Source organism: Ruegeria sp. CDSA089, from assembly GCF_059612205.1.
In genome coordinates this window covers 199050-224672 of record NZ_JBXWQD010000007.1, presented here as the reverse complement: position 1 = coordinate 224672, position 25623 = coordinate 199050, and the positions used below count along the sequence as shown (strand labels likewise).

Below are 25623 nucleotides of genomic sequence, written 5' to 3'. Positions count from 1 at the left end.
ACCCGGATGATCTCCAAAGCTCCTGTGAGGATCGACGGGTCCGATAACGCATGTGCAAGACTAGCAACATTGGAGCGGCAGCGGAAAAACCCCTCATTGGTGCGCATTGCAATGAAGGCCAGAGATGCAAACTACACGAGCCTAGAATAGAAAGTGTCCGTTTGAGCCGCAAGAGTGCAAAGCGTGAAAGTCGCTGTGTTCAAAAACTTGATAGTAAATTCGAATCCGAAAGAAATTTGCCCGAGTTGTCAATGCGCGCTTGAAAAGCGACATTGATGTCCAAGGGCTATCTAGTTGGTAGCTTTATTGGATGGTTGAACACTTTACCTAGTTAAGCTCAAGCGACCTGCACTTCTCTCTCCGGCCAGAACTCGTCCACTATGACATAGGCGACAATTACGAAGAATGCGGCCCCTGCGACTTGCAAAACGCGCGTAATACTTTTGACGTCGGCCTCATCCGAAAATGGCGCAATCGACCCACCATAAACGATCAGGACAGTCGTCAACGCCGAGCCGGCTGCCGCGGCGAGAGCGGCCTGAGACTTTCCAAGCGCTCCGAGGGTGAAGCAGAAGAACAGACATAACAAAATTGGCGTCAGAATAACCGGTGCGATCACGTTTACTTCATAACAGATGATCGACACCGCAGCTCCAAGCAGGTTTGCTGTCAACATCGCTTTAGCGACGGTCTTACCCATTGAAGGCATGGCTGCCAGTTGCTGACTCAAAAGGGCGACGAAGAACAGAACCAATAGGGCAGATGCGCCAGATAGAAAAAACACCATGGCAAATGGCACAGTCACAAGTGACATTCTGACGATCCGCCGGTGCGGATCAAATACGGGTGGCGCGTCAGCTTTCTTCTCGGCGGCTGATTGAAGATCTGCTGGGATCAGCACAAACATCAGCGTCGATACGAAACCTGCAAATAGCAGGTTTATCGGTATCCAGAACACGAGCACAAGCGCCAGGTCCTGCGATTGCAGGGCGAGGTTCGGGATCATCAATGCCCCCATAAGCGCGATGACACCAGGTAGAACACCAGCCCCTGAAACTGACCACATGAAGGACAAGATGATCCCGATGGCCACCAGAATAAGGAATACCACTGGGTAGGGTGCGAAGATCGACGACAACAGAAATGAGATGAACATCAATCCTATCGAGAAAACAAACAATTTGGTGAATGCTGCTAACGGCAGCGCAGCGGGTGCTTGCAGGAAGAGCGCAGTGAAAACTGCCCCTACAACCGCCAAGGGCCATCCTAAAAACAGGCCCAAGGTAAAGACGCCGGTCACACCCAAGGCGAGCCTGAAAATGGATTTCCGGCCCTCAATAGGCATAGGAAAGAATCGAAACCAAACGGATATAGGTCTGCCCGACCATGTTCAGCAGGGAATTGTCGCTCAGATACATGATCACGTCGGCCTGCCCGTTAAGTTGGAAGCGTAGGTCGTCTTCGGCGCTTCCGGCCTCATACCCCGGCAGCACGATCCGAACAGGGAACCGTTCTGGTTCGCGTAGAAACCCTTTGGTACTTGGCGGGCTCGCCAACTGGCCGGGTTCATCGCCTCCGCTCAAAGATACGGCCGCGCTGAAGCTCTCAATAACACCCGGGACGATTTTACCGGGGTGCATATCCAACACGACATCGACAGGAGAACCTATTGCAGCTCGGCCTAAGTTATTTTCAGTAAAATACGCCTCAATCCAAACGTCGGTTGCATCTAGGAATGTCAAAAGGTCCTGACCAGATCGTGCGTATGTACCAGGGGCTATCAACAAATTGGATATGACACCCGTCGCCGGAGCGCGAAGTTCCGTCCACTCGAGGTTTAGCTCTGCATCTGCCAAGGCTGCCAATGCGCGTTGTATTTTTGGATTTTCGATCCCGTCGTCACCCAACCTCTGCTTTGCTTTTTCCAAATCCGCTTTAGCGTTCTCATAACTTGCCTCAGACTCTGCCAATTGACCTCGGGCATCATCGGCTTTTGAGACGGCGATCAATCCCTTTCTTTCCAGCGCAAACACGCGCTCTGTTTGAATCCGCATCGTATCCAGATCGCTCTGGGCCCGGGCCAATTTGGCTTGCGCAGCCCTCACCTCTGCCGAGGATGCGCCCACTTCCTGCGTAGCGGCTTCCAGATCAGCTTCGGCCTTGTCGCGTTGAATTTCGTAGGGCCTGGGGTCAATCCGAACCAGAACATCACCTGCCGAGACAACCTGTCCATTTTCGACAAGAACTTCGGTCACTGTACCGGTGACCTGTGGAACAATTTGGGTCGCGACGGCCTTTACTCTGGCATTCCCGGTAAACGGGGTTTTGCGGTCCGCGACAAGGTACCAGACGAGGAAAATGAGAATGACGGCCAAAGTGGTCCAAATCGTCTTTCTCATTTCGCCGCTCCTTCAGCTTCACTTTCGGCTTCTGCAGGCGCATCAATCCAGACCTTGAACAGTTCATAGAATACAGCGAACAGAACAGGCCCCATAAAAATTCCGATCAAGCCATACGCCATCATGCCGCCGAGAACACCGATGAGGATGACTAGCATAGGTGTCTCAAGGCCTTTTGAGATAAATACTGGCCTTAGGAAGCTGTCCATTATCGCTACGGGAACGGCCAGTACGGTGAAGACCAACGCTGTGCCACCGGACATGGTGCTCCAGGCGTAGATGACCACTGGCAGAAGAACCAAACCGGGTCCAATCTGGATAATCGAAAGGATCAGGCAAATAAACGCCAGCGTCGCGGCCGAGCCAATCCCGAACAGCGCCAACAATACCCAAACTACGACCGCCTGAATCGCAGCCACGCCGATCACACCCTTTGTCACATTGCGGATCGTCGCGCCTGCCAGTGTAACGAATTCGCCGCCCCGGGGCGCAAAGACTCGGTTGGCAAAACGCTGAAGGCCTTGCACAAGACTTGGGCCAGGGCTGAACAAGGCACCCATAATCAAGACGGACAAAGCCAGTGCCAAGAGGCCAAGTCCGATGCTTAGCACCCGTCCGAACAGCGATTTGGTGATCTCAAGAATCTGCGCGCCGTATTTGGCAAGCGCGCCATCAAGGTTTCGTTCAAATAAGCCCCAAACTTCAGAAATCTTGTTGCCGACCAGGGGCAGCTCTTTTAGCCCTTCTGGTGCCGGTGGGACTTTTAGCTCGCCGCTGTCAGCTTGCTCTGCAAACTCAGATCCAAGCTCGGCCGCCCCCGATACCGCTGTTGCGACCGGCCCCAAAGTCAGAAGAAGACCTAACAAAACCAAAATCGTCGTAGCAAGTTTCTTCCGACCGCCCAACTTGGACTGTAGCCAATCGAAAACTGGATAGAGTGCGACGCATAGGATCGTCGCCCAGATCACCACGCTTGCCAGCGGTGCCACCATTACCAAAGCGCTGTAAAGGAATAGTCCGAGAAACAGCAGTCTTATCGCGAGATCGACAATCTTCGCGTCCTGGGTCTTTTCCATACCATCCCTCCAATATTTGTTTTCTGAATGTTACACTCAAAAAACGAAATATGTATATTTTTAAATTGGAGGGACCTGCAGCAACCTGAATTCTCTTGTAAATTCGTATTTCAGAGGGCTGGTCTGTAGATGTATAGCCTGCGTATGAAATTGGGTTGGCTCATTGGAGCAAAAATTAGTCGTCCCCTTTGGTGTCATCTTGGGACAGGATTGTATCCGCCACCGTGGTCGCTGCAGTCACGAAAATGCCGAGCCCCACGATGATGTAGAACATTGTAAAGATTTTGCCTGCTGCGGTTTCAGGAGAAAAGTCGCCAAACCCTACAGTCGATATTGTCACAACAGAAAAGTAGATGGAGTCGAGCCAACTCCAACCTTCGACATAGCGATAGAATACAGACGCCCACAGGATCATACCGGTTGTGAAGGCCAGAAGGCCTTTGACCCTGCCATCTTTAAAGGCGACGCCTATTCCTCGCGTAATTCTGGCTATCGAATTCATAAAGCGACAATATCAAGGTAAAAACAAATATATACTATTTTTTGAATTTTTTCGTACTAGCCCGAAAATCTTGTGCGCTCTCACCGCGCGTATCGTGCGGAAATTGTAACCGACTGTTCGCCCAACCGCTTTGGGACTACTCGGTTCTGTTTTTACTCTATTGGCAGTTTCGGCAATGGTGAAATGCGATACCTGCAACGAAAGGCTAACGGAAATTTCAAGTTCATACTGCATCGGCGAAATCCACTTTCCCAATGTCAGTAGGGTCCGCTAACAGGGACTGCACAGTCTGTTTTTGAATGTCCGGTTCGGGCTGTATTCTGTTACAGGCGACGGTGGAACGTGGTTCCCCGCATTCACCATGAAGCGAAACCCTTTTACTTTGCCCTGAAATTTTGTTTCGTAGCTTGGCCAAAAAGCGAAATTTCATGACAGCGTAGGCGCGATGGTTTAGGTTTTTACTTTAAATAGAATATCCAAGTCTCGGTGGGCTCCTTGGAACAAGTTACCTTTACGTTTGAGATGGGTGTGGTTTGCGTTTTGTTGGCCTTCACCGTCTTCTTGTTCGTGTCAGAAATTGTCAGAATTGACCTCTCCGCCATACTGGTTCTGGTTCTCGTCGGACTTCTCAGCTACGTACCCGGGCTTGAGAACCTGGCGGATGTTTCGCATCTGTTCGATGGGTTTGCGTCGAACGCTGTGATTTCTATTATCGCGGTCATGATCGTCGGTGCCGGATTGGATAAAACTGGTATCATGAACAAGGTTGCGGCGGTCATTCTAAAATATGGCGGCACGGCTGAAAGCCGGGTCCTGTCGATTGTGTCAGGAACGGTCGGCATCATATCCTCATTCATGCAGAATGTCGGAGCGGCTGCGTTGTTTTTGCCGGTCGTCAGCCGCATTTCTACGAGGTCGGGAATACCCCTGTCCCGCCTGCTGATGCCCATGGGGTTTTGCGCCATTCTTGGCGGCACGATGACTATGGTCGGGTCTTCTCCGCTGATTTTGCTGAACGACCTGGTCCAGACTGCAAACGAGGGGCTACCTGAAGGCCAAAAAATCCAACCCTTCGGGCTGTTCTCGGTAGCGCCAATTGGCGCGGCCTTAATCCTGACCGGGATCGGTTATTTTCTTCTGTTTGGGCGTTGGGTGCTGCCTGAAGACACCGGGTCCGACAACACCGGCACAGGACAGGGTACGCAGGAATACCTGCAACGGGTTTACGGCTTGCAGGCGGATATTTTCGAAGTGATCGTGCCAGAAAAAAGCCCGTTGGTCGGGCAGATACTGGCTGACATCAACCATGAAAATCATCTCTACATAATATCCACATTTTATCGCGGTAAGACTTCCATGGTTCAGGTTCTTACAGCCGAGATTGCCGCTCCGTGCCGGCTTGCCATCATAGGAAACCGCTCGGTTGTCGAACAGTTTGCAGAGAAATTTGGTCTGACTGTTCTTCCTGAACTGGATATCTTCGTAGAAGAGTTTGCGCCAACCAATGCCGGAATAGCCGAAGTCGTCGTGACACCTGATAGCAAGCTGATCGGGAAATGCCCCCGCGAGCTTTTGTTCCGAAAGACGTACGGCATGTCATTGCTTGCTATTCATCGAGGAGAAGAAACTCTCAGTCACGTCGAGACTGATACGCACGCGTCCACTCAGATCGGACTTGAAGAGTTTCACGCAGGCGACATGCTAGTCGCGCATACGAGGTGGGACAACCTGATGCGGGTCAAAAAGGATCCAGACTTTGTGGTTGTGACAACAGATTTTCCGCAAGATGAGCTACGGCCTCAGAAGGTCGGTTGGGCTTTGGCCTTCTTTGCAATATCGCTGTCGCTGATACTGTTCACCGACGTTCGCTTGTCCCTTTGCCTTCTGACGGGCGCCGCTGGAATGATGCTCACGCGGGTACTCAGTGTCGATGAGGCATACAGGGCAGTCGGATGGAACACGGTTTTCCTGCTGGCATGCCTGATACCGCTGGGGCAGGCGGTGCAAAATACCGGCACCGCAGCTTGGATCGCCCAGCAAATCATGATCATTTTGAATGGTTGGCCGATTTGGGCGCTTCAAGCGGGTGTCGCAATATTGGCCACCGCGTTTTCCCTGGTTATGTCGAATGTCGGGGCAACCGTGCTGCTCGTGCCCCTTGCTGTTTCAATTGCCGTAGCTGCCGGCGGAAACGCAGCGGCCTTTGCGCTAACAGTTGCAATCTCGACCTCGAACAGCTTCATCATTCCGACCCATCAGGTAAACGCACTGATTATGGGGCCCGCGGGTTACAAGGTAATGGACTTTGTGCGTTCCGGGGGCATCATGACCGTCCTGTTTTTGTTGGTTTCCTTGGTGATGCTCAATGTGATTTTCTGAACCGACTGAAGGGAACAGATATCAAACTTTAGGCACCAAACCAAAACCTAACGATGCCGGTTTTAACTTTTTGCCGCTTACCGGGTTCCACTGGTCATCTGAACTCGCCCATGCCCAATCTGTCTTTTTTAGCCGAGAACTTTCACGAGTTTGGCACGCTCGGCGCATCAATTGCATTGCAAATTTCAAACCCGAATTGGAAAGCACGCGGGTCACAACAAATTCGGTCCCGACCTTCAAACGGGTTGCTATTTTGCATCCCCTTGAACGTCCGAAAAGCCGGTTGGATGGCAGACACGGATCCCGGCGCTTAAGGTCCGGTTTTCTCCTCACTAACAATTTCACTATGAGTAACGGTTTTGTGAGGCTCATCGGTTCATGACTAGCTAATCAACTAGTTGAATCAGAATTAGTATTTTCAACAGAGACTGATTGTGTTGGGTGGCGAGTATGTATTCCCCATTGTTTTCTATTTGGGCATCTCTTCCGTTTGACTTTGGCCAAAGGGCTGAACACGCTCTAGGGCAGTGGAACAAGCACTCCTCATAGCTAAGCTTCTGACTGTTCCGGCAACGGTGTTTTCTGCGGAACATCAATTAGAGGACGGCACGACCATCGCGCCGCTTAAGATGTTCCAGGAATGCGATGTCTGCCCCGAGATGATCGCGCTTCCCGTGGGTGAGTTCATGATGGGTGGGCTCCAGGGGAATCTCGGAGAACCAAGTATATTGCTGATGGAAAAACGCGAACAGGTACACCGGAAGCTCCTTACATAGCAAAGCATGAGGGCCCGGTTCACCGTGTGGAAATCGACATTCCGATTGCAATGGAGCGCAACGAAGTGACCTACGATCAATGGATGGCGTGCGTCCAAGACAGGGGATGTGGTGGGTTCGTTCCGAAAAACTGTATTCCGCAACTCGACGGTTCCTGTGTGTCATTGACTGGAAATTTCCCGGTTATCTACGTCTCGTTTGAAGATGCGATTAGTTATACGAATTGGCTTAATCAGAAGGTTGGGGCCGAGGTCTATCGGCTGCCCACCGAAGCCGAATGGGAATACGCCGCGCGGGCAGGAACTCAGACGCAGTTTGCTCAAGGCGAAGAGGTTTCTGCTGATCAAGCAAACTTTAGCGGTTCCGCGACCGAGAAGATATTGGGAGTAGATCGCCCTGATCTGGTCTCACGTCGACTACCTGTTCAAGTTGATCTACTCAATGCCGCGAACGCTTGGGGTCTGAGGCATACGTCAGGAAATGCTGCGGAATTGACGATGTCATGTTGGTCCAAGAGATACGAAGGGTGGTCGACATCTAGCCGTTATTTGCAACATGCTGTTTCGACTTTGTGCGACTCCAACGTCGCTCGAGGTGGAGCTTACGGCCTTACGATGGACTATGCGCGTGTGGGCTCTCGAGGACGAGTCATAGGCGCGGGTCGGGTAAGATTTGCTGGGTTTCGCGTACTCAGAGAATGAAGAACTTCCGACTAAATTTTGGAGAGAAAAAAATGACTTGTTTCCATGGTGATAGAGATCCCCACACAGCAAATGGTCCATTTGCGAGGCTTCCAACGAGCTTAGGGTAACCTGTTCGGAAAACAACCAAAGTCCACGTTTTCTGGCTCACGTGATCGCATCAATCTTCCCTCGAACATAATCCCAAAGACTGAGGCGACCGAGGAAGAGATTTCAGAAAAACTGCAAAAAGCACAGCGCAACGACATCAATTCATAGTCCCAAAAAAGGGATAGAGAATTTCTGAATGCATCTCGTTCTGCTTAGATTGACACCGTCAGACAAAGCGAAAACACGCTTTCAGTTTCGCCTAAACTTTCCTTAATCGTTCAGAATAGCAGCCTTAACTTCCGCCTCCTTTATCTGTTGTACGACATCAACAGGATACTAGGAATTGGAGGAATTACCATGGCCAATACTCATGCCGCCCCAGCGCCGAAAAACGTTTTTGCCGGGATGATAGCAGACTATGCAGAGGCACGGACCGAGCTCTTTCGGCGGCGGATTTTCGCAAAGACCGTGCGGGAGTTGGAAAGCCTGAATGATGCACAGTTGGCGGATATCGGCGTCCCGCGCGCCGAGATCAAACAGCGCGCTTACCAAAGTGTCTATCGCGGCGTTTCTTACCACAACTGACATGGCCCTCGCCCAGCTCAAAGTAGCAAAGAAGGAAGGATCCTGAATATGTTTGATGACGTTTCATTGAATGGCAGGCTGACCCCGGCCGAAAGCGCATTGTTGCTGTTCGACAGAGCGATGAGGATCCAGGCAATCAGAGCCGATATCGTTCGTGCCGCACAATATCTGGACGGGTTCAGTGATCGCAAACTCTCAGAGCTAGGGATCAATCGCAGCGATATCGAAACAACAATCGACAGGTATATCTGACCGCATCACGCAGGGTTGGATAGCGTCTTATCGAAAAAGCCATTCCGGGGTCCTTGGAATGGCTTTTCAAGCTGAACGGTCAGTTGCAGTGGGTCTCTATCTGTAGGTGCTGTGCCAGCCTGTCGATCTCGGCCATCCATGTTTCCACGAGTTTCGGGTCACTGGGTGCTGCGTGAACCCCGGCTGGAATGGCCCGGTTTAGAACCGCTTCGACGGCTAGTGACACCGGCACTGAGACGAGGCGCGCCATCGCCGTGCCCCGCGCGTCGCCCCACGCGTCCATGACATAGGTTTTGTGCCAGACAGGAATGCCGTCCTTCTCGGCCTTCAGGCCCACGCACAGGACCACGCGGTCAGGCTCGCCCGCGTCATAGGCGTTCTCTGCCCAGAACTGATCCGACATCTCTTTCAAACGCGCGTCACCTTCGGGGCCCGAGAGGGTCTCGATCTCGGTAAATACGTCCGCCCAGGCATCGGCCCAGCCGTTCAGGCGCAGAGTGCCGCGGACGAATTCCTTGACGGTCCAGTGATCCTCGAATTGGTACTCGGCCATGAACGGCAGAGAATCCCGGTTGGGATAGACCTCAAAGCTTTCGGGAGCGGGTAGCGGTGCAATATAGCTGGTGATGGCATCCCACGGGCGGGCAACGTCCAGCGGCGCGTAGTCGCGGATAGATTTTGACGGCGACCGCAGGGCTTTCAGAACGCCCAGAGGCGACCAGCTGAATTTATAGCGGAACGGGTTGGGGTTTTTGGGGATGCCGCCGCAATAGGAGATGAAGCTCAGGTGGTTTTGCGCGTCAAAAGCATCCGAGGCGCGGTAGTCAGCGACCAATGCGTGCGCCATCAGGTGATCGATGCCCGGATCCAGCCCGACCTCGTTGACAATGGTAACACCCGCTTCGCGCGCCTTGTCATCCAGCGCGCGCATTTCGGGGGCGATATAGGATGACGACACAAAGTTCGCGCCTTTGGAGATCGCCAATTCGGCCAGCGGTACATGCCAGTCGCCGGGTAGCATGGATACGATCACATCGCCCTTTTCCAACACCGCGCCCAAAGCGTCTATGTTAAATGCGCGAATTTCATCCGTCAGGTCGCCGACCTCAGCCTTGGCCTTGTCGATGGTCCGGTTCCAGACGGTGACTTTGTGACCGCCCTCGATAAGGCGGCGCAGGCCGGGGATGGCCGACAGGCCGGTGCCACACCAATGGATGGTCATTCGTATGCTCCTTTTTGGCTTTCAGCCGAATTTAAGTTTCGCAGTTACAATCGCACCGACAAGCAGGATCGATATCACATTGCCAAGGATCAACGGCCACGCAGCGATCATCAGCCCATAGATCAGCCACAGTGTCAGCGTGGTCAGAATCAGCAAGTTGGCGGGAAGGGACAGGTCTTTTGTTTCGCGGGTGCGCCAAGTTTTGAGAGTTTGAGGCAACCAGCATACTGTTCCCAAAATTGCCGCTGTTGCCCCGATCAGGTGTTCCATGGTTCGCCTTGCCTAACAATGTTTGACGAATTCGGCCCGTGCGCGGCCCCAGACGCCGCTGTCCAGATCGGTCAGGGTCAGCAGGGAGGGCAGCAGTTGCGTGGCATAGTCTTCCGAGCTTTCGACCGGCAGCATCGAGGGCAGGTTGTCGATGGCCATCACGTCCATCACCGGGTCGGTGGCCACGCGCAGCGCGGGGGCGTCCCATGTGGTCGCCCGGTCATAGACTGGCACTGGGTTATAGTCGCTGTCCGGATCGCAGGCCACGTCTCCGATGGCGGTCAGGTTGCGCTGTGCGCTGAGCGCCTCGCGCGGGACAAAGATCGGCGTGCCGGGGCGAGCGAAGATGCAGTTCAGGAACAGATCATGGTCGAGGATCTCGGGGAAGGGTCCACCGCTGGCGGTCTCGGCCATGTCCCACTTTGTAGCAGTGACTCCCATCGCCTCGCACAAATCCGCAGCACCCGTGCCCACGCGGCCCAAGGCGCCGATGACGATAGCACGGGGGCGGGTGCCAGTGGCGTCCAGCTCGGCCAGCAACTCGGCGTTCAGCGCGTCTTTGTTAGGGTACACCCCGACCGGAGGGCATTCCTGCCCCCGCTGCTGCGCAGCCCATGTTTTCAGCGTCACCGCCGCGCCCGCATAGCCCGCCCAATAGCCAAAGGCGGCGACCCGGCGGCCGTCTTCGTCCACCAGATACTCCAGATCATAAAGCGTGCCGCCCCCGGTCTTGAAGCGCTCTAATAGGGCGCGTCCGGAATGCTGGCCCTTATAAGCATGGCCGAACATGATATGGCGATGGGGCAGGGGCGTGCCGTCCTCTGGCAGTTCTTTAAGGCCAAAGATTATCGCGTCCAGCGGGGCTTGGGGCCAGGAGTTCTCGGCTGCGACCTCACACCCGGCCGCCTTATATCCGTCCAGCGGGATGGCGCGGACCGAGCTTTCCTCGACCGTCACGCGGATGCCTGCGGCGATCAAAGCTGCGGCGCCTTCGGGGGTCAGCCCAACCCGTTCTTCGTTCGGGCGCTGTTCTGCCCGGACCCAGAGATGTGTCATCGTCGTTCCTTTTTCAGAGCATTCCGGCAGCGCGTACGGTCTGCACCGATGCCCGCGCCTCCATCGCGTCTCGGAACGCGATAATCTTGGGAAAGGCTGTAACGTCAACGCCGTCGCCCTCGAGCCAACTGCAGACCACATACAGATAAGCGTCCGCCAGCGAGAACTCATCCCCCAGTACAAAAGGCCCACGCAGCCCGTTCGAGGAGATATAGTCGCAGGACGCGGTCATCGTCTGCGCTACCTTACCCTGCATGTCTTTCCAGCTGGATTGCTTGTCAGCCCACCGCGCCCCGCGCATCTTGTGGGCGTGGTTCACATGCATGGTCGAGGCAAGGTAGTACATCACCTCGCGCATCCGCGCGGCCATGATCGGATCAGAGGGCACAAGCCCGGCCTCGGGCGCTATGGTTGCGATATAGTCCAACAGTGCACCCGTTTCAGTCAGGATACCTCCGTCTACTACCAGCGCTGGCACACGACCCTTAGGGTTGATTTGCTTGTAGGCGGGTTTGGTCTGCTCACCGCCTGCGAAATCCAGCTTGATCGCCTCGTATTCCAGCCCGGCCTCTTCCAAGGCGATGGCCACGGCGACTGAAATCGTACGGGGGGCATAGTAAAGCTGCACGAAGGGCCTCCTTACAGGTGGGTCTGGGCGTATTGCCGATCGGGTGCTTCCAGATGTGGCACTGCATTGAACAGCACCGGGCTCAGCTGCGCACCAATTGGGTGCAGACGATGCATCGACGTATTCATGATGGCAAGCGCCACACGCGCCATCGCAGGGATATCCAGCCCCATCGCCTGCCGCACGACCATCGAGATCAGCCCGCCTGATGTCACCACAATCGCAGGGCCCCCTGCGGTTCCGATATCGTGCAGAGCGTCGCGCACGCGGGTTTCGAAGGTCTCAAACGTTTCTGGTGCGTTGGCGATTTCACCACTCGCCCACGCGGCGAATGTGCGGGGCAGGTGTTCCACAAACCCTTCGCGGTCGGTGGGCACGGCCACGTTGTGTTGTGCTTCATAAAGCTTGGCGATGTTGAAATACTCGATCTCGTTCAAACGCGGATCTTGCACGGGGTTCGGAAAACCCATGCTGGCCGCTGTTTCCAAATGGCGTTTCAGCGTTCCTGAATAGACCCGAGGAAAGTTGGCTTGTGTGTCGCGCAGATGCGCCCCCAGCCAACGCGCTTGCTGATGTCCCAGTTCGCTCAGCTTGTCGTAATCAGCTTCGTCCCGCGCGGCGGTGTTGGCCTGACCGTGGCGTATCAGAGTTATATGTGACATGTCCGTCCCTTCCGGGGCGAAGTCTTATGACAGCTTGAACCGAGGGACCAGAGGCTTCGGACTTGAACCAGGGAATTTCACCCTTTGGCGCGCGCTTCGCGGGAAAGCAGAAATGACTTGGGTTGCATCGGCAATTTCAAGTGTTGCGTAACGGAAAAAAGTTTCCTATACGCTACAAAGCTGCTGTATGCGCCCGTATACACCTCTGGTTTCACCTGCCGAGTTGGGTCTTGTGTTTAAGGTTGTTGACTTGCGGCCGAGACCTCGGAAGCTTGTGGTGGGATCATGTTGAGCGACCAGCGCAAATAACGCGGCGGTACGGGATGCCAGGTTTTGAAAGGTTATAGATATGACATTACCGCGGCGCACGCCTTTGTATGACTTGCATGTTGAGTTGGGCGGGAAGATGGTTGATTTTGCTGGGTGGGAGATGCCTGTTCAGTATTCTTTGGGGATTATGGGTGAGCATTCGCAGTGTCGCGAGAGGGCTGCGGTGTTTGACGTCAGCCATATGGGTCAGGTGATTCTGCGCGGTGAGAATGTGGGGGAAAAGCTGGAAGCTTTGTGCCCGCAGGCTTTTGCGACGCTGAAAGAGGGCAAAGCGCGCTACGGTTTTTTTACGAACGAAGACGGCGGGATCATGGATGACCTGATCGTGTCGAATGCGGGGGACCATTACTTTGTGGTGGTGAACGCGGCGCTGCGGCATCAGGACATTCCGCATATGCAGGCCAACCTGGACGGCGTCGAGGTGATCGAGATCTTCGACCGTGCGCTGGTTGCGGTGCAGGGACCCAAGGCCGAGGATGTGGTGGGCGATCTCTGCCCTGCGGCGCGGGATCTGAAGTTCATGGAAACCACGGTGGCGGATATCAACGGCGTTGAATGCCGTATCTCACGCCTGGGTTACACCGGTGAGGACGGGTACGAGATCTCGATCCCCGAGGACAAGGCCATAGAAGTGACCCGCGCGTTCCTGGCGCATGAGGATTGTGAAGCCGCCGGTCTGGGCGCGCGCGACAGCCTGCGGCTGGAGGCGGGGCTGTGCCTTTACGGCAATGACATCGACCAGAGCACCTCTCCGATCGAAGCTTCGTTGGCTTGGGCAATCCAGAAGCGCCGCAAGGAGGAGGGCGGCTTTCCCGGCGCTGCGCGTATCCAAAAGGAACTGGCCGAGGGGCCTGCACGCAAGCTGGTGGGCATCAAGCCGACAGGTCGAGCGCCTGCACGTCAGGGCGTGGAAATCCAATGCGCCGAGGGCAATAGCATTGGCCAGATCACCTCGGGCGGGTTTGGCCCCACGGTGGGTGGACCGGTGGCGATGGGCTATGTGGCGGCGGGCCATGGCGCGCCGGGCGAGGTGGTCAACCTGATCATCCGGGGCAAGCCGCAACCGGCCGAGGTTGTGGCGCTGCCCTTCGTCACCCAGAATTACAAGCGTTGAAGTCAGGAGAGAAAGACCATGGCAACCTATTATTCCGAAGAACATGAATGGCTGGATGTGGACGGCGACACGGCCACGCTGGGCATCACCAAGCACGCCGCCGAGCAGCTGGGCGATGTGGTCTTCGTGGAACAGCAGGAAGTGGGTGACGAGTTCGAGAAAGACGGCGAGATCGGCGTGATCGAATCCGTCAAGGCGGCCTCGGAACTCTATGCGCCGGTGGATGGCGAGATCACCGAGGTCAACGAAGCACTGGCCGACAATCCCGGCGCGCTGAACGAAGACCCCGAGGGTGAGGCGTGGATCTACAAGATCAAGATCGCGGACGCGTCGCAACTCGAAGATCTGATGGACGAAGCTGGCTACAAGGCCTTCATCGGCTGATCCAGACCGGGGCCCTGTATAGGGCTCCGCCCGTTCGGGCCGAACCGGCTCGTGATGATGTATCGGAGGCCTGCGTGGTCTCCGCCCGACCTGACTTATTCATAGGAGCGCTGCAATGGCTTTCAAACTGACCGACTACGAAGCCTATGACTTTGCCAATCGCCGCCATATCGGGCCCAGCCCGACCGAGATGCGCGACATGCTCAAGGTAATCGGCTTCAAGACGCTGGACGCGCTGATCGACGCCACCGTCCCGCCCGCGATCCGCCAGAAAGAGCCGTTGGACTGGGGTCCGGCGATGACGGAACGCGATGCGCTGTTCCATATGAAAGAGGTGGCGAGCAAGAACAAGGTTCTGACCTCGCTGATCGGTCAGGGGTATTATGGCACCACCACGCCCGCGCCGATCCTGCGCAACATCCTGGAAAACCCGGCCTGGTACACCGCCTATACGCCCTATCAGCCCGAGATCAGCCAGGGCCGGCTTGAGGCGCTGTTGAACTTCCAGACCATGGTCAGCGACCTGACCGGGCTGGATGTGGCCAATGCCTCGCTGCTGGACGAAGCCACCGCCGCGGCTGAGGCCATGGCGATGGCCAAGCGCGGTGGTCGGTCCAAGGCCAATAACGCCGCCTTCTTTGTCGACCGCAACTGCCACCCGCAGACCATCGCTGTGATCAAAACCCGCGCCGAGCCCTTGGGCATCGACGTACAGGTGGGCGATCCCGACCAACTGGAAGCAGGCGCCGTCTTTGGCGCGATCTTCCAATACCCCGGCACCCACGGCCATGTGCGCGACTTCACCGCCGAGATCGCGGCGCTGCATGAACACAAAGCGATTGCCATCGTCGCCGCCGATATCCTGTCGCTGGCGCTGCTGAAGTCACCGGGTGAGATGGGCGCGGATATCGCCATCGGATCGACCCAGCGCTTTGGCGTGCCGATGGGCTATGGCGGGCCCCATGCCGCCTATATGGCGACCACCGACAAGCTGAAGCGCGCGATGCCGGGCCGGATCATCGGTGTCAGCATCGACAGCCGGGGCAACAAGGCCTACCGCCTGGCGCTGCAGACCCGCGAGCAGCATATCCGCCGCGAAAAAGCCAACTCGAACGTCTGTACTGCGCAGGCGCTGCTGGCGGTGATGGCCTCGATGTACGCGGTCTATCACGGCCCCGACGGCATCAAGGCGATTGCGCAATCGGTGCACCGCAAAACCTCGCGCATGGCCGCCGGTCTGGAAGAGGCGGGCTTCTCGGTCGAACCCGAGGTGTTCTTTGACACCATCACGGTCGAGGTCGGCCACTTGCAGACCACCGTTATGGAGGCCGCCGTGGCCCGTGGCATCAACCTGCGCAAGGTCGGCGAGACGAAAGTGGGCATCAGCCTGGATGAACAGACCCGCGCCGAGACGATTGAGGCGGTTTGGGGCGCCTTCGGCATCGACCGTCAGGATGACAGCTCGAACGTGGCGTACCGCCTGCCGGATTACGCCCTGCGCGAGACGCCCTATCTGACTCACCCGATCTTCCACAAGAACCGGGCCGAGGCCGAGATGACCCGCTATATGCGCCGTCTGGCCGACCGCGACCTGGCGCTGGACCGGGCGATGATCCCGCTGGGGTCCTGCACCATGAAGCTGAACGCCACGATCGAGATGATCCCGGTCACATGGCCCGAGTTCGGCAATCTGCACCCGTTCTGCCCCGAAGATCAGGCGCAGGGCTATCACGAGATGATCGCCGATCTGAACGACAAGCTGTGCCAGATCACCGGCTATGACGCGATCTCCCAGCAGCCCAACTCGGGCGCGCAGGGCGAGTATGCAGGCCTGCTGACCATCCGCAACTATCACTTCGCCCGCGGCGAAGGGCACCGCAATGTCTGCCTGATCCCAACCTCGGCGCACGGGACCAACCCGGCCTCGGCGCAGATGGTGGGCTGGCAGGTGGTGCCGGTGCAATCGGATGAGAACGGCAATATCGACCTGAATGACTTCCGCGCCAAGGCCGAGAAGCATTCGGATCATCTGGCCGGCTGCATGATCACCTACCCCTCGACCCATGGTGTGTTCGAGACCACCGTGCAGGAGGTCTGCCAGATCACCCATGACCACGGCGGTCAGGTCTATATCGACGGCGCCAACATGAACGCCATGGTCGGCCTGTCGCGCCCCGGTGACATCGGCGGTGACGTCAGCCACCTGAACCTGCACAAGACCTTCTGCATCCCGCATGGCGGTGGTGGCCCCGGCATGGGCCCGATCGGCGTTAAGGCGCATCTGGAAGAGCACTTGCCCGGCCATCCTGAATACGGCACCGCCGTGGGGCCGGTCTCGGCCGCGCCCTTCGGGTCTCCGTCCATCCTGCCGGTCAGCTGGGCCTATGTGCTGCTGATGGGCGGCGCGGGTCTGACGCAGGCGACCAAGGTGGCGATCCTGAACGCCAACTATATCGCGGCGCGTCTGCAGGATGCCTATCCGATCCTCTACACCTCCGAGAGCGGTCGTGTGGCGCATGAATGCATCCTCGACACCCGACCCTTGGACGAGGCGGCGCATGTCAGCGTCGACGACATCGCCAAGCGTCTGGTCGACAGCGGCTTCCACGCCCCGACGATGAGCTGGCCGGTGGCCGGAACCCTGATGGTGGAGCCCACGGAATCGGAACCCAAGGACGAGTTGGACCGCTTCTGCGACGCCATGCTCTCGATCCGCTCCGAGGCGCAGGACATCATCGACGGCAAGATCGATGCGGAAAACAACCCGCTGAAAAACGCCCCCCACACGGTGCGCGATCTGGTCGGTGACTGGGACCGGCCCTATAGCCGCGAACAGGCCTGTTTCCCTCCGGGCTCCATGGGCGTCGACAAATACTGGTCCCCCGTCAACCGCGTCGACAACGCATACGGAGACCGAAACCTCGTCTGCACATGCCCTCCAATGGACGCATACGCGGAAGCGGCGGAATAATACTCAGATAAATCCCCCGCCCAGCGGGGGTTTTTCTTAGGGAACGAAGCCTTTCGGTACCCCGAATGGTGGAGAGTCCACGCTGGATCCCGTCAGTGCGTTGAGGAATGCCACGAGACTTGCGATGTCAGCTTCGGACAATTCCAATGGCGTGATGTCCATCTTGCCGCGCACACGCGCCATTTCCAACCGGTCGTCCCAGACGACGAAATCGGCTTTTTGCAACCAAGGAACGTTCGGCAGGTTAGCCATATCACGGCTCCATTGTGACAGGCTGCGTTCCGGATTCAGGTGGTGGCGGATCATACTGTCGAGGTCCGGAAACGCACCGTTATGACCATAAGGCGTGGTCAGAGCGACGTTTCGCAACATCGGGGTGCGAAAGCGATAAGCATCCTCCAGCCGGTCGCTTTCCCCCATGCGGCCAACGTCACGCACGTAGGGGTCCCATTGCCGCGTGCGACCTGGCCCAAAAGGGGGCAGGGCTAAGGCGTGAAATTCCTGATCTGACATTAGTGGCCCTGAATGACAGGTCGAACACTGGGCTTTGCCGTAGAACAGGTCCATCCCGACTTTCTGCTCTGCCGTCAGCGCCGAGGAGTCACCCGCGAGGTATTGATCGAACGCGCTGTCGGTGCTGCGCCATTCAACCGCCATGAACGCGGCTAAGGCGTTGGCGATCTGGGTGATTGTGATGTCCTCGGTCATGTTGACCTCATCAAAAGCGGCGACCATGGCCGGGCCATAGCGCGGATCGGTGCGCACGCGCTTGGCAAGGATCGGCCAGCCCAGATCAATCCGGTCCGCAACCGCTCCGGTCACTTGATTTTCGCCGACATTCCCCGCCATTTCGAATTGCGAGGTCAGCGGGAACAGCGCCTGTGCGGCGAGCAGCGAGTTCAGCCCCTCAGGCAACCATTCCTGCGCCGGAGAGTTAAACCCGTTGCCGTAGACATCTGAGATACTCAGGCGGCCATCGTGGAATACGGTGTGAATCTCTTTCGCACCAAGGTTCCACAGCCCCGGTGAATTACGGGGGATGCGTTTGCGAATCTTATCGGCGCCTACGCCCGGTGTCCGATCTGGTCCCAAGCCTTGCCCGCCTTCGCCAATACCCAGCGATAACCCGTCCGAGGTGCCGAAATCAGGATGATGGCAATGGGCACAGGAAATGTTCTGGTTGCCCGACAGAATGGGGTCGTAAAACAGTTGATGACCGATGGCAGCCTGTTCCATATCAAAGAGGATAAAGTCATCATCGGTCAGCGGGCGCGGCAAGTCCTGAGCCGCAGCCGCTCCGACGAAAAGGAAAAAAACCCCATGCGCCAGCTTGTATTTGCCCTTTGCTTTCTTGCGACCCCGACGCTGGCCGAGTTGGAGCAAGCGCGCGACATGATGGAAGCGGGTGAATTTGCGGCCGCGCGTGAGGAACTGCTGCCAGCGGCCCGGTCCGGCAATGCCGAGGCCGAAGAACTGATCGGCGTCATGTACGGCCTTGGGCTGGGGGTCGAGCAGGATTACGAGCGGGCCTTTGACTGGTATCTGCGTGCGTCGATGAAGGGGCATCCGGGGGCGCAGTCGGGTGTCGGCTGGTATTATGAGCTGGGTCTGGGCATGCCCGCGCCCGATCTGGTGCGGGCGTATATGTGGTACACGCTCAGCGCGATTGGCGGTGATCCCGATGCGGCGATCAGCCTTGAGGAAGTGGTCAAGAAAATGTCGCCGGAGCAGATTGAAAGAGCGCATGTTCTGGTCAACGACTACAAAGGGTGGATGTACCCGTTTCGGTAAGGGCCGGACGCAGCGCCCGGCCCCTTTCGCTTAGTTCAGATCCGCATCGCGAGAGGCGTTGATATCGGCCTCGGCTGCTGCAACCGCTTCGGTCAGGGCGTTGAACACCTCGTCCCCGCGGGCCACGTTGGACTGGAACCAGTCATAAACCGGCGTTGCGGCCTCTTTGAACGCAGCTTTCTGGTCGGGTGTCGGCACATAGAGATCCCCGCCACCGGCGACGAAATCTTCATAGGCCTGGATCGACTTGCGCTTGGGCGAGGCAAAGGTGGCCTGCTGCAGAGCATAGAACCCATCGACCACCACGCGGCGCATGTCCTCGGGCATCTCCTGGAACTTGGCGTTATTCATCCACCACAGCGCGCCCATATAGGCGTGGCCGTCCAGCGTCACGTATTGCAGGCCGGCATCGGGGAATTTCATCCCCATGATGTCAGTGATCCCGTTCTTGGACCCTTCAACCACGCCGGTCTGGAAACTGGTGAACAGTTCCGGCCATGGGATCGGGGTGGGCGATGCACCAAGTGCCTTGACCAGCTCTTGAGGCAGGTCTGCGACCACGGTGCGGATTTTCAGACCTTCCATATCGGCTGGCTCAGCGATGCGACGCTGGGTGTTGGCGAAGTTGCGCCAGCCGCCGGTGTTGCCGATGGTCATTAGACGGATCGCGCCACCGGAATCCTCAAGCGCCATGTCGCGGACCTTGCGGGTGAAATCGCCTGACAGAACATGCTCGGCCACGCGGTCATCGGCCATCAGATAGGGCAGGTCCAGAACCTGCACGTAGGGGAAGATGCCTGACGCGCCGCCCGAAGTGGAGATATAGATGTCGATCGTACCGTCGGCCACGCCTTGCAGGCACTCGGCCCCGTTCGAGCACAATTGGGTGCCGATGAACAATTCGACCTCGATGGCACCGTTCGAGGCAGCCTCGACGTAGTTCTTGAAGACGATCAGACCATCATAGTCTTCGTCGTTTTCGTTTGAGTTCGCTGTGGCGCGCAGGGTGTAATCAGCAGCCGTTGCAGCTAGTGCGGATGCGGCCACCAGCGAGGTGGCCACCGCAGCGGTTTTGATGAAGTCTCTGAGCATTCGTTTCCTCCCTGTGATACTCAGTTCAGTTTGCAAATCCCGTTATCCTCGGGATCGTCATGGATAGTGCGGGGACATAGGTGATCAGGAAGATCACTATGATTTCGACAGCCAGAAACGGCAGGATCGCCTTGGCAATGGTTTCGACCTTTTCGCGCGATACAGCGGCGGCCACGAACAGGACCAACCCCATGGGCGGAGTGGCTAGGCCGACGGTCAGGTTGACACTCATGATAATAGCAAAATGGATCGGGTCTACGCCGAGGCTTGTGAAAATGGGCGCAAGGATGGGGCCAAGGATGATGATCGCGGGGCCTGCATCCAGAAACATGCCGACGACGAACAGCAGCAGGTTGATCAGGAACAGCAGGATCAGCGGATTTTCCGACAGGCCAAGGATCAGTGCCGCCAATTGTTCAGGCGCGTGGCTAAGGCTGACCACGGTCTTGAATGCCATCGCAGCGCCCACCAGCAGCAAAACCACCGCGGAGGTCAGACCCGCATTGCTGAGGATCTCGGGCACTTCTTTCAGGGTCAGCGTGCGCAGGACGAAGAAGCCGATGATGAAGGCGTACCCCACAGCGACCGCAGCAGCCTCGGTCGGAGTAAAGATGCCGCCGAGGATCCCGCCCAGAATGATAACGGGGGTCAGCAGCGGGAAGAACGCCTTGAGACTGGCCTGACGACGCTCGCCCCATGTGTATTTGCGGCTGGCGACGGGGAAGTCGTATTTGTCGGCCATGACTTTGATCATCAGCATCAGGCCGACGCCAACCATCACGCCTGGAACAATGCCTGCCAAAAACAGGGCGGCCACGCTTTCACCCATCACGTAGGCATAGATGATCATGATGCCCGAGGGCGGAATGATTGGCCCGATCACCGAACTGGCCGCTGTGATCGCAGCGGCGAAGCGGCGGGTATAGCCCTGTTTCTCCATCGCTGGGATCAGCATCGAGCCCAGTGCCGAGGTATCGGCGACCGCCGAGCCCGACAGGCCGGCAAACAGGATCGAACTCAGGACATTCACATGGGCCAGACCGCCGCGCAGGTGCCCCATCAGGGCCTGAGAGAACTCGACCAGACGAATGGTGATGCCACCACGGTTCATCAACTCTCCGGCCAGCATGAAGAAGGGGATCGCCATCAACGGGAAGCTGTCCATACCGTTATAGACGTTCCGGTACAGCAGCGTGATGTCGTTGGTTTGGCCGTTCAGCCAAAGCAAAATGCCGGGCGCGGCCAGAAGTGCGAAAAAGACCGGCAGGCCGATCATCAGGAAAATCAAGAAGGTGGGCAGGAACCAGATCAGCATCTATTCAGCCCCCACCGGTGCATCTGCGATTTCGGGTAGCAGGTCTCCGCCGCCCATCATCTTGACGATCGACCGCAGGATAAGCTCGATATTGACGACCAGCAGCAGGAATACCCCCACCAGCAACGATGCCATCATCCAGCTGCGCGGAACGCGGTACCACTCGTCAAAGCCCAGCGAGGTCGGAACATAGAGCGCCGCCGTGGCGAAGCGTCCGCCAAAGCCCGTAACCTCGGACCAGCCGATATTCACTGCGACGGCCAACACCACCAGCGAGACGAAGAGTAGAAACAGCATCAGAAGCTGGCCAATAACGCGCGGCAGCATCATGGGCAGCATATCAATGGCGACAAACCCGCCGCGCCGAAACGCGGTAGGGGCCATCAATCCGGTCATCCACAACATGCAGAAGCGCGCGGCTTCGTCCGGCCAGGGTAGGGCGTTGCCTAAAACGTATCGGAAGAACACCTGAATCAGGATTGCGATCACCATCAATGCAATCGCAACGACACCAACCGCGCGGCCCAAACGCAGCACGGTTTCGTTCACGAATGCAATCGGCGCAAGCGCCGTTGCCAGTCCGCCCATGCGGATCCTCCCTTGTTCAGCCGCAGGTTTGTCCCGCGGTCGTCAAATCGCGCTTAGTGCTGCGCAAATTGGCCGAGTTTCCCGGCGTAGAATGTCAGCGCGTCTCCGTCCGCCATGCTGACTTTCAGGACTTTGCCCACCACGATCACGTGATCGCCTGCATCGTGATAGGCGTGCTGTTCACACTCAAACCGCGCCAGACAATCCGGCAGCAGAGGTGTTCCGTTCCCGCAGCGGTCGTGGTCGATATCCCGCAGGGCGAACGCGTCTTTAGAGCAGCCAAAACACAGATCGGCCTGCTCCGACGATAGCACGTGCACGCTGAAATGGCGCGCCTTGTGGAAATAGGGGAACCGGCGCGAATTTCGGTCTCCGGCCCACATCACCAGCGGGGGGTCCAGCGACAGCGATGAAAAGCTGTTGGCGGTGATGCAGACCGGACCATCGTCGCTGTCACAGGTGACGATAGTCACGCCGGTCGCAAACTTGCCAAAAGCGTCCCGCAAGGTGCGGGTGTCATCTTTATGCGGGACGAATGTGTGAGTGATGTCCTTTGAGATTGCGTTCATCATGGTACCTCATGCCCCAGCGCCGCCTCGTAAAGGCGGAACCAACTTTCGCGATCCAGATTTACTTTCAATGCGTCCGAGATGCTTTTGATCCGGTCCAGACTGTTCGTGCCCATAACCGGCAGAATTCCTGCGGGGTGCGCCAATAGGAAAGCGATGGCGACTGCCGCTCGATCCACACCGAATTCGGCAGCTATCTCATCGGCCACTACTCCGACCGGAGGGTTTCCTGCCATCAGCAACCCGCCCCCCAAAGGCGACCACGCCATTACGCGTTGGTTATGCTGTTGATGAAAAGCCAGATCGCCATTGCTGAATGGGTCGATCCGGCCCAGAGACAGCTCGATCTGGTTCGTGACCAGACGCGTGTTCATGGCCGATTGCAGCAGGCTCCAGTCCCACGGGCGGAAATTCGACACGCCGACAGCGCGCACCTTGCCGCTGGCGACCACCTCATCCAGCGCGGCGCCGGTCTCAACGTGGTCCATGAACGGATCAGGACGGTGGATCAGCAACAGGTCTATGTGGTCGATGGCCATCTCGGCCAAAGAGGTTTCGACCGATTTCAGGATATGCGCGCGCGAGGTGTCGTAGTACTTGACCTTCGCGTCCGAATACCGTCCGCAGGGCGCGACGATATCGCATTTGGTGACGATCTCCATCTTTGACCGCAGGGCCGGGTTGGCGCGCAGGGCGGCACCCAGAATGCCTTCGGCCGTGTAGTCGCCGTAGATATCCGCCTGATCGAAACTGGTGATCCCCTGATCCAGACAAGCCTGTATCTTGGCCTCGACATGCGCGGCCGAGGTGTCATCGTCATCCCCGATACGCCACATGCCATAAACGATGCGGCTCAGTTCCAGCGTGTTGGATAGTTTCACACGGTGCATCAGCGGCGAACTCCGGCGCCCAGCGGGGTGGCCGGGGTTTTTGCAGGCACGCGCCCGTATTTTTCGGGCAGCGAGCAGGTTTTCAGATTAGGCAGGACGCGGGCCCCGAAATGCTTGGCCTCATCCATGTGCGGATAGCCTGAGAAGATGAAAGCGCGGATACCCATCTTTCGATATTCTTCGATCTTGGACATCACCTGATCGGTCGATCCGACCAAAGCTGCCCCACAGCCCGAGCGCGCGCGGCCAACACCTGTCCACAGGCCCGGTTCTACATAGCCATACTCATCCGCCAGATCGCGGTTCTTTGCCTGATGCGCCACGCCCAGAGAGGTCGAATCCAGCGCCCGTTCCCGGATCGCACGGCCATATTCGTCATCCAGCTTCGAAACGATGTAGTCCGCATATTCCTGCGCTTCAGCCTCGGTATCGCGGACGATCATGTGAACGCGCAGGCCGTAGTCCAACGTGCGGTTGTAGTTTTCAGCCACGGCGTGAACGGCCTTCATCCGCTCGGCCAGTTGATCCTTGGTTTCGGGCCACATCAGGTAGACGTCGCAATGCTCGCCACAAAGGTCCAAAGCGGACGGAGAATAGCCTCCAAAATACAGTAGTGGACCGCCGGTCTGATAAGGCTTGGCCGGATCGGTGGTCAGGCCCGAGAAGTTATAGACCTCACCCGCATGGTTGATCTCATCCTGTGTCCAGGCTTGCTTGAGGATCTCGACCACCTCGCGGGACCGCTGATAGCGGAACGCGCTGTCGGCCTTTTCGCCGGGGAAATCGGACGAGATGATATTCACCGTCAGCCGCCCTTGCAGCATGTGATCCAGCGTCGCAATGGTGCGGGCCAGCATGATCGGCTGCATCTCGCCACAACGCACAGCAGCCAGCAGGTTTATCCGGTCCGTGATCGGCGCGCAGCCTGCCACGAAACTCAGCGTATCCTGACCGACCTGATAAGAAGACGGGCACAGGATGTTTCGGAACCCTTGCGCCTCGGCCTCGCGGACGATGCCGGAACAATGCTCCCAACTCGACCGGAGGTCACCATCCGGGACACCCAGAAACTGATAATCGTCTGAGCACAACGCGGCGAACCACGAAACCTCGGCCGCATCCAGATCGGGGGATGTGATGGGGACGATGGTCATTTGATTCGTTCTCCGTGCATCTTTTGACTTTCCTCTTGCGTAGCAATCACTTTGATGTAGATCAATAGTGTATCAATTTTTTCTGCGACTCGGTGAAGCACTCCGAAAATGACTGCCAACAGCCGCAACCCCAACGCGCTGCCGATCTATGTGCAGATCGCCGAGCTTCTTATCCGCGACATTGCCGCGGGTCGGCTGATCGACGGCGAGCGTTTGCCGCCCGAACGGGACATGGCTGCGAATCTCAATGTCTCGGTCGGGACGCTGCGAAAATCGCTGGCGGAGCTTGAGAAAAAAGGGATGTTGGAGCGTATCCAAGGCTCGGGCAATTACATCCGCGAGACCGGGACGCAGAACAGCGTTTATGCGATGTTCCGGCTGGAGCTGCCCGAGGGCGGGGGGCTGCCGCGCGCGGATATCCTGTCGGTGGATCATCTGGAAAAACCCTCCGATCTGCCGGAGTTTGGCACCTCGACCACAGGCTCGCGAGTGCGCCGGATGCGCTATTTGAATGACACAATCATCGCGGTCGAGGAAATCTGGCTGGATGAGTCCGCCGGAAAGGTCGATCAGACGCTGCTTTCGGATTCGCTTTATCGCTATTACCAACAGCAGCTTGGGTTCTGGATCACGCGGGCTGAGGATCGGGTTTCGGTCCGTGCGCTGCCCCAGTGGACGCCTGAGACCTTCACCAAACCCGCTGGCGAAACGGCCGGTTATATTGAGCGGTTCAGCTGGTCCGAGGGGCCAGAACCGGTCGAGTTTTCAAAAACGTGGTTCGACCCGGATCGGGCCACCTATGTCCAACGTCTGAAGTAGAAGGAAAC

General features: G+C 57.2%; 25 protein-coding genes. 9 read left to right on the top strand and 16 right to left on the bottom strand.

The genetic code is table 11. The features are described from left to right. Nucleotides 1-337: 337 nt before the first annotated feature. The 4 genes from AC2FJ6_RS17315 to AC2FJ6_RS17300 form a co-directional block, all read right to left on the bottom strand. Nucleotides 338-1345, bottom strand: coding sequence for a DUF2955 domain-containing protein (locus tag AC2FJ6_RS17315; protein ID WP_480552994.1), 1008 nt, complete (start codon nt 1343-1345; stop codon nt 338-340). Next, nucleotides 1335-2399 (bottom strand): HlyD family secretion protein, encoded by a 1065-nt coding sequence (locus tag AC2FJ6_RS17310; RefSeq protein ID WP_170775834.1) that lies wholly within the window; start codon nt 2397-2399, stop codon nt 1335-1337. Before AC2FJ6_RS17310 ends, AC2FJ6_RS17315 begins: the two co-directional genes overlap by 11 nt. Then, complete coding sequence (locus AC2FJ6_RS17305; protein WP_170775832.1) at nt 2396-3475, bottom strand: AI-2E family transporter; 1080 nt, start codon at nt 3473-3475, stop codon at nt 2396-2398. The genes AC2FJ6_RS17310 and AC2FJ6_RS17305 overlap by 4 nt, the downstream gene beginning before the upstream one ends. Before the next feature lie 175 nt (nt 3476-3650). Further along, nucleotides 3651-3977 (bottom strand): potassium channel family protein, encoded by a 327-nt coding sequence (locus AC2FJ6_RS17300; protein WP_170775830.1) that lies wholly within the window; start codon nt 3975-3977, stop codon nt 3651-3653. Nucleotides 3978-4472: 495 nt separating this feature from the next. Here AC2FJ6_RS17300 and AC2FJ6_RS17295 point away from each other — a divergent pair, with 495 nt between their 5' ends. From AC2FJ6_RS17295 to AC2FJ6_RS17280, 4 genes are all read left to right on the top strand, one after another. Continuing rightward, entirely contained in the window at nt 4473-6356 is a 1884-nt protein-coding gene (locus tag AC2FJ6_RS17295; protein WP_496669579.1) for an SLC13 family permease, read from the top strand. A gap of 727 nt (nt 6357-7083) precedes the next feature. Further along, nucleotides 7084-7833: a formylglycine-generating enzyme family protein gene (locus AC2FJ6_RS17290; protein WP_496669585.1), complete on the top strand. Its 750-nt coding sequence runs from the start codon at nt 7084-7086 to the stop codon at nt 7831-7833. A gap of 447 nt (nt 7834-8280) precedes the next feature. Continuing rightward, nucleotides 8281-8508, top strand: a complete 228-nt coding sequence (locus AC2FJ6_RS17285) for a DUF1127 domain-containing protein (RefSeq protein ID WP_170775826.1) — start codon at nt 8281-8283, stop codon at nt 8506-8508. A 48-nt stretch (nt 8509-8556) separates the two neighbouring features. Further along, on the top strand, nt 8557-8760 hold the full coding sequence (locus tag AC2FJ6_RS17280) for a hypothetical protein (protein ID WP_170775824.1): 204 nt from the start codon (nt 8557-8559) through the stop codon (nt 8758-8760). Nucleotides 8761-8839: 79 nt separating this feature from the next. Here the strand turns inward: AC2FJ6_RS17280 and AC2FJ6_RS17275 are convergent, their stop codons facing one another. The 5 genes from AC2FJ6_RS17275 to AC2FJ6_RS17255 are packed head-to-tail and all read right to left on the bottom strand — an operon-like array spanning nt 8840 to nt 12598. Beyond that, nucleotides 8840-9982: a saccharopine dehydrogenase family protein gene (locus AC2FJ6_RS17275; RefSeq protein WP_480552998.1), complete on the bottom strand. Its 1143-nt coding sequence runs from the start codon at nt 9980-9982 to the stop codon at nt 8840-8842. 21 nt (nt 9983-10003) lie between these two features. After that, on the bottom strand, nt 10004-10252 hold the full coding sequence (locus AC2FJ6_RS17270) for a SemiSWEET family sugar transporter (RefSeq protein ID WP_170775820.1): 249 nt from the start codon (nt 10250-10252) through the stop codon (nt 10004-10006). A 12-nt stretch (nt 10253-10264) separates the two neighbouring features. After that, nucleotides 10265-11308 carry a saccharopine dehydrogenase gene (locus AC2FJ6_RS17265; protein WP_170775818.1) on the bottom strand — a complete coding sequence of 348 codons (1044 nt, stop codon included), beginning with the start codon at nt 11306-11308 and terminating at the stop codon, nt 10265-10267. Nucleotides 11309-11321: 13 nt separating this feature from the next. Beyond that, nucleotides 11322-11936 carry a glutathione S-transferase family protein gene (locus AC2FJ6_RS17260; protein WP_486532795.1) on the bottom strand — a complete coding sequence of 205 codons (615 nt, stop codon included), beginning with the start codon at nt 11934-11936 and terminating at the stop codon, nt 11322-11324. Between the two features lie 11 nt (nt 11937-11947). Beyond that, complete coding sequence (locus AC2FJ6_RS17255; RefSeq protein ID WP_170775814.1) at nt 11948-12598, bottom strand: histidine phosphatase family protein; 651 nt, start codon at nt 12596-12598, stop codon at nt 11948-11950. A 349-nt stretch (nt 12599-12947) separates the two neighbouring features. On the opposite strand from AC2FJ6_RS17255, the gene gcvT reads away from it, so the two are divergent. The 3 genes from gcvT (at nt 12948) to gcvP (ending at nt 17397) form a co-directional block, all read left to right on the top strand. After that, nucleotides 12948-14042 carry a glycine cleavage system aminomethyltransferase GcvT gene (gcvT, locus tag AC2FJ6_RS17250; protein WP_170775890.1) on the top strand — a complete coding sequence of 365 codons (1095 nt, stop codon included), beginning with the start codon at nt 12948-12950 and terminating at the stop codon, nt 14040-14042. Nucleotides 14043-14060: 18 nt separating this feature from the next. Further along, nucleotides 14061-14426, top strand: coding sequence for a glycine cleavage system protein GcvH (gene gcvH, locus AC2FJ6_RS17245; protein ID WP_170775892.1), 366 nt, complete (start codon nt 14061-14063; stop codon nt 14424-14426). 115 nt (nt 14427-14541) lie between these two features. Next, the gene (gene gcvP, locus AC2FJ6_RS17240) at nt 14542-17397 is read left to right on the top strand and encodes an aminomethyl-transferring glycine dehydrogenase (protein ID WP_170775894.1); all 2856 of its coding nucleotides are present in this window, start codon (nt 14542-14544) and stop codon (nt 17395-17397) included. A gap of 36 nt (nt 17398-17433) precedes the next feature. On the opposite strand, the gene AC2FJ6_RS17235 is transcribed toward gcvP, so the two are convergent. Then, nucleotides 17434-18675 carry a cytochrome c peroxidase gene (locus AC2FJ6_RS17235; RefSeq protein ID WP_214646847.1) on the bottom strand — a complete coding sequence of 414 codons (1242 nt, stop codon included), beginning with the start codon at nt 18673-18675 and terminating at the stop codon, nt 17434-17436. Nucleotides 18676-18717: 42 nt separating this feature from the next. Here AC2FJ6_RS17235 and AC2FJ6_RS17230 point away from each other — a divergent pair, with 42 nt between their 5' ends. Further along, nucleotides 18718-19188: a tetratricopeptide repeat protein gene (locus AC2FJ6_RS17230; RefSeq protein ID WP_170774999.1), complete on the top strand. Its 471-nt coding sequence runs from the start codon at nt 18718-18720 to the stop codon at nt 19186-19188. A gap of 30 nt (nt 19189-19218) precedes the next feature. Here the strand turns inward: AC2FJ6_RS17230 and AC2FJ6_RS17225 are convergent, their stop codons facing one another. From AC2FJ6_RS17225 to AC2FJ6_RS17200, 6 genes are read right to left on the bottom strand one after another with little or no spacing between them, the layout of a single operon-like run. Further along, complete coding sequence (locus tag AC2FJ6_RS17225) at nt 19219-20280, bottom strand: TRAP transporter substrate-binding protein (protein ID WP_170355481.1); 1062 nt, start codon at nt 20278-20280, stop codon at nt 19219-19221. 25 nt (nt 20281-20305) lie between these two features. Further along, a complete protein-coding gene (locus tag AC2FJ6_RS17220; protein ID WP_170774997.1) occupies nt 20306-21595 on the bottom strand; it encodes a TRAP transporter large permease in 1290 nt (429 codons plus the stop codon). Beyond that, entirely contained in the window at nt 21596-22183 is a 588-nt protein-coding gene (locus AC2FJ6_RS17215; protein WP_170774995.1) for a TRAP transporter small permease, read from the bottom strand. 53 nt (nt 22184-22236) lie between these two features. Next, nucleotides 22237-22752: a flavin reductase family protein gene (locus AC2FJ6_RS17210; RefSeq protein ID WP_170355478.1), complete on the bottom strand. Its 516-nt coding sequence runs from the start codon at nt 22750-22752 to the stop codon at nt 22237-22239. Continuing rightward, the gene (locus tag AC2FJ6_RS17205) at nt 22752-23642 is read right to left on the bottom strand and encodes an aldo/keto reductase (RefSeq protein ID WP_170774993.1); all 891 of its coding nucleotides are present in this window, start codon (nt 23640-23642) and stop codon (nt 22752-22754) included. The genes AC2FJ6_RS17210 and AC2FJ6_RS17205 overlap by 1 nt, the downstream gene beginning before the upstream one ends. Next, complete coding sequence (locus AC2FJ6_RS17200) at nt 23642-24796, bottom strand: LLM class flavin-dependent oxidoreductase (protein WP_170774991.1); 1155 nt, start codon at nt 24794-24796, stop codon at nt 23642-23644. Before AC2FJ6_RS17200 ends, AC2FJ6_RS17205 begins: the two co-directional genes overlap by 1 nt. Nucleotides 24797-24904: 108 nt before the next feature. On the opposite strand from AC2FJ6_RS17200, the gene AC2FJ6_RS17195 reads away from it, so the two are divergent. Continuing rightward, nucleotides 24905-25615: a GntR family transcriptional regulator gene (locus tag AC2FJ6_RS17195; RefSeq protein ID WP_170774988.1), complete on the top strand. Its 711-nt coding sequence runs from the start codon at nt 24905-24907 to the stop codon at nt 25613-25615. The last annotated feature ends 8 nt before the right edge of the window (nt 25616-25623 follow it).

Bases quoted from the DNA above. Each gene is read 5' to 3' on its own strand.
- gcvH (WP_170775892.1), top strand. From the start codon at position 14,061: ATGGCAACCTATTATTCCGAAGAACATGAATGGCTGGATGTGGACGGC.
- AC2FJ6_RS17215 (WP_170774995.1), bottom strand. From the start codon at position 22,183: ATGGGCGGACTGGCAACGGCGCTTGCGCCGATTGCATTCGTGAACGAA.
- AC2FJ6_RS17195 (WP_170774988.1), top strand. From the start codon at position 24,905: ATGACTGCCAACAGCCGCAACCCCAACGCGCTGCCGATCTATGTGCAG.
- AC2FJ6_RS17220 (WP_170774997.1), bottom strand. From the start codon at position 21,595: ATGCTGATCTGGTTCCTGCCCACCTTCTTGATTTTCCTGATGATCGGC.
- AC2FJ6_RS17275 (WP_480552998.1), bottom strand. From the start codon at position 9,982: ATGACCATCCATTGGTGTGGCACCGGCCTGTCGGCCATCCCCGGCCTG.
- AC2FJ6_RS17285 (WP_170775826.1), top strand. From the start codon at position 8,281: ATGGCCAATACTCATGCCGCCCCAGCGCCGAAAAACGTTTTTGCCGGG.
- AC2FJ6_RS17200 (WP_170774991.1), bottom strand. From the start codon at position 24,796: ATGACCATCGTCCCCATCACATCCCCCGATCTGGATGCGGCCGAGGTT.
- AC2FJ6_RS17210 (WP_170355478.1), bottom strand. From the start codon at position 22,752: ATGAACGCAATCTCAAAGGACATCACTCACACATTCGTCCCGCATAAA.
- AC2FJ6_RS17315 (WP_480552994.1), bottom strand. From the start codon at position 1,345: ATGCCTATTGAGGGCCGGAAATCCATTTTCAGGCTCGCCTTGGGTGTG.
- AC2FJ6_RS17270 (WP_170775820.1), bottom strand. From the start codon at position 10,252: ATGGAACACCTGATCGGGGCAACAGCGGCAATTTTGGGAACAGTATGC.
- AC2FJ6_RS17305 (WP_170775832.1), bottom strand. From the start codon at position 3,475: ATGGAAAAGACCCAGGACGCGAAGATTGTCGATCTCGCGATAAGACTG.
- gcvT (WP_170775890.1), top strand. From the start codon at position 12,948: ATGACATTACCGCGGCGCACGCCTTTGTATGACTTGCATGTTGAGTTG.
- AC2FJ6_RS17255 (WP_170775814.1), bottom strand. From the start codon at position 12,598: ATGTCACATATAACTCTGATACGCCACGGTCAGGCCAACACCGCCGCG.
- AC2FJ6_RS17310 (WP_170775834.1), bottom strand. From the start codon at position 2,399: ATGAGAAAGACGATTTGGACCACTTTGGCCGTCATTCTCATTTTCCTC.
- AC2FJ6_RS17280 (WP_170775824.1), top strand. From the start codon at position 8,557: ATGTTTGATGACGTTTCATTGAATGGCAGGCTGACCCCGGCCGAAAGC.
- AC2FJ6_RS17225 (WP_170355481.1), bottom strand. From the start codon at position 20,280: ATGCTCAGAGACTTCATCAAAACCGCTGCGGTGGCCACCTCGCTGGTG.
- AC2FJ6_RS17300 (WP_170775830.1), bottom strand. From the start codon at position 3,977: ATGAATTCGATAGCCAGAATTACGCGAGGAATAGGCGTCGCCTTTAAA.
- gcvP (WP_170775894.1), top strand. From the start codon at position 14,542: ATGGCTTTCAAACTGACCGACTACGAAGCCTATGACTTTGCCAATCGC.
- AC2FJ6_RS17230 (WP_170774999.1), top strand. From the start codon at position 18,718: ATGCGCCAGCTTGTATTTGCCCTTTGCTTTCTTGCGACCCCGACGCTG.
- AC2FJ6_RS17205 (WP_170774993.1), bottom strand. From the start codon at position 23,642: ATGCACCGTGTGAAACTATCCAACACGCTGGAACTGAGCCGCATCGTT.
- AC2FJ6_RS17265 (WP_170775818.1), bottom strand. From the start codon at position 11,308: ATGACACATCTCTGGGTCCGGGCAGAACAGCGCCCGAACGAAGAACGG.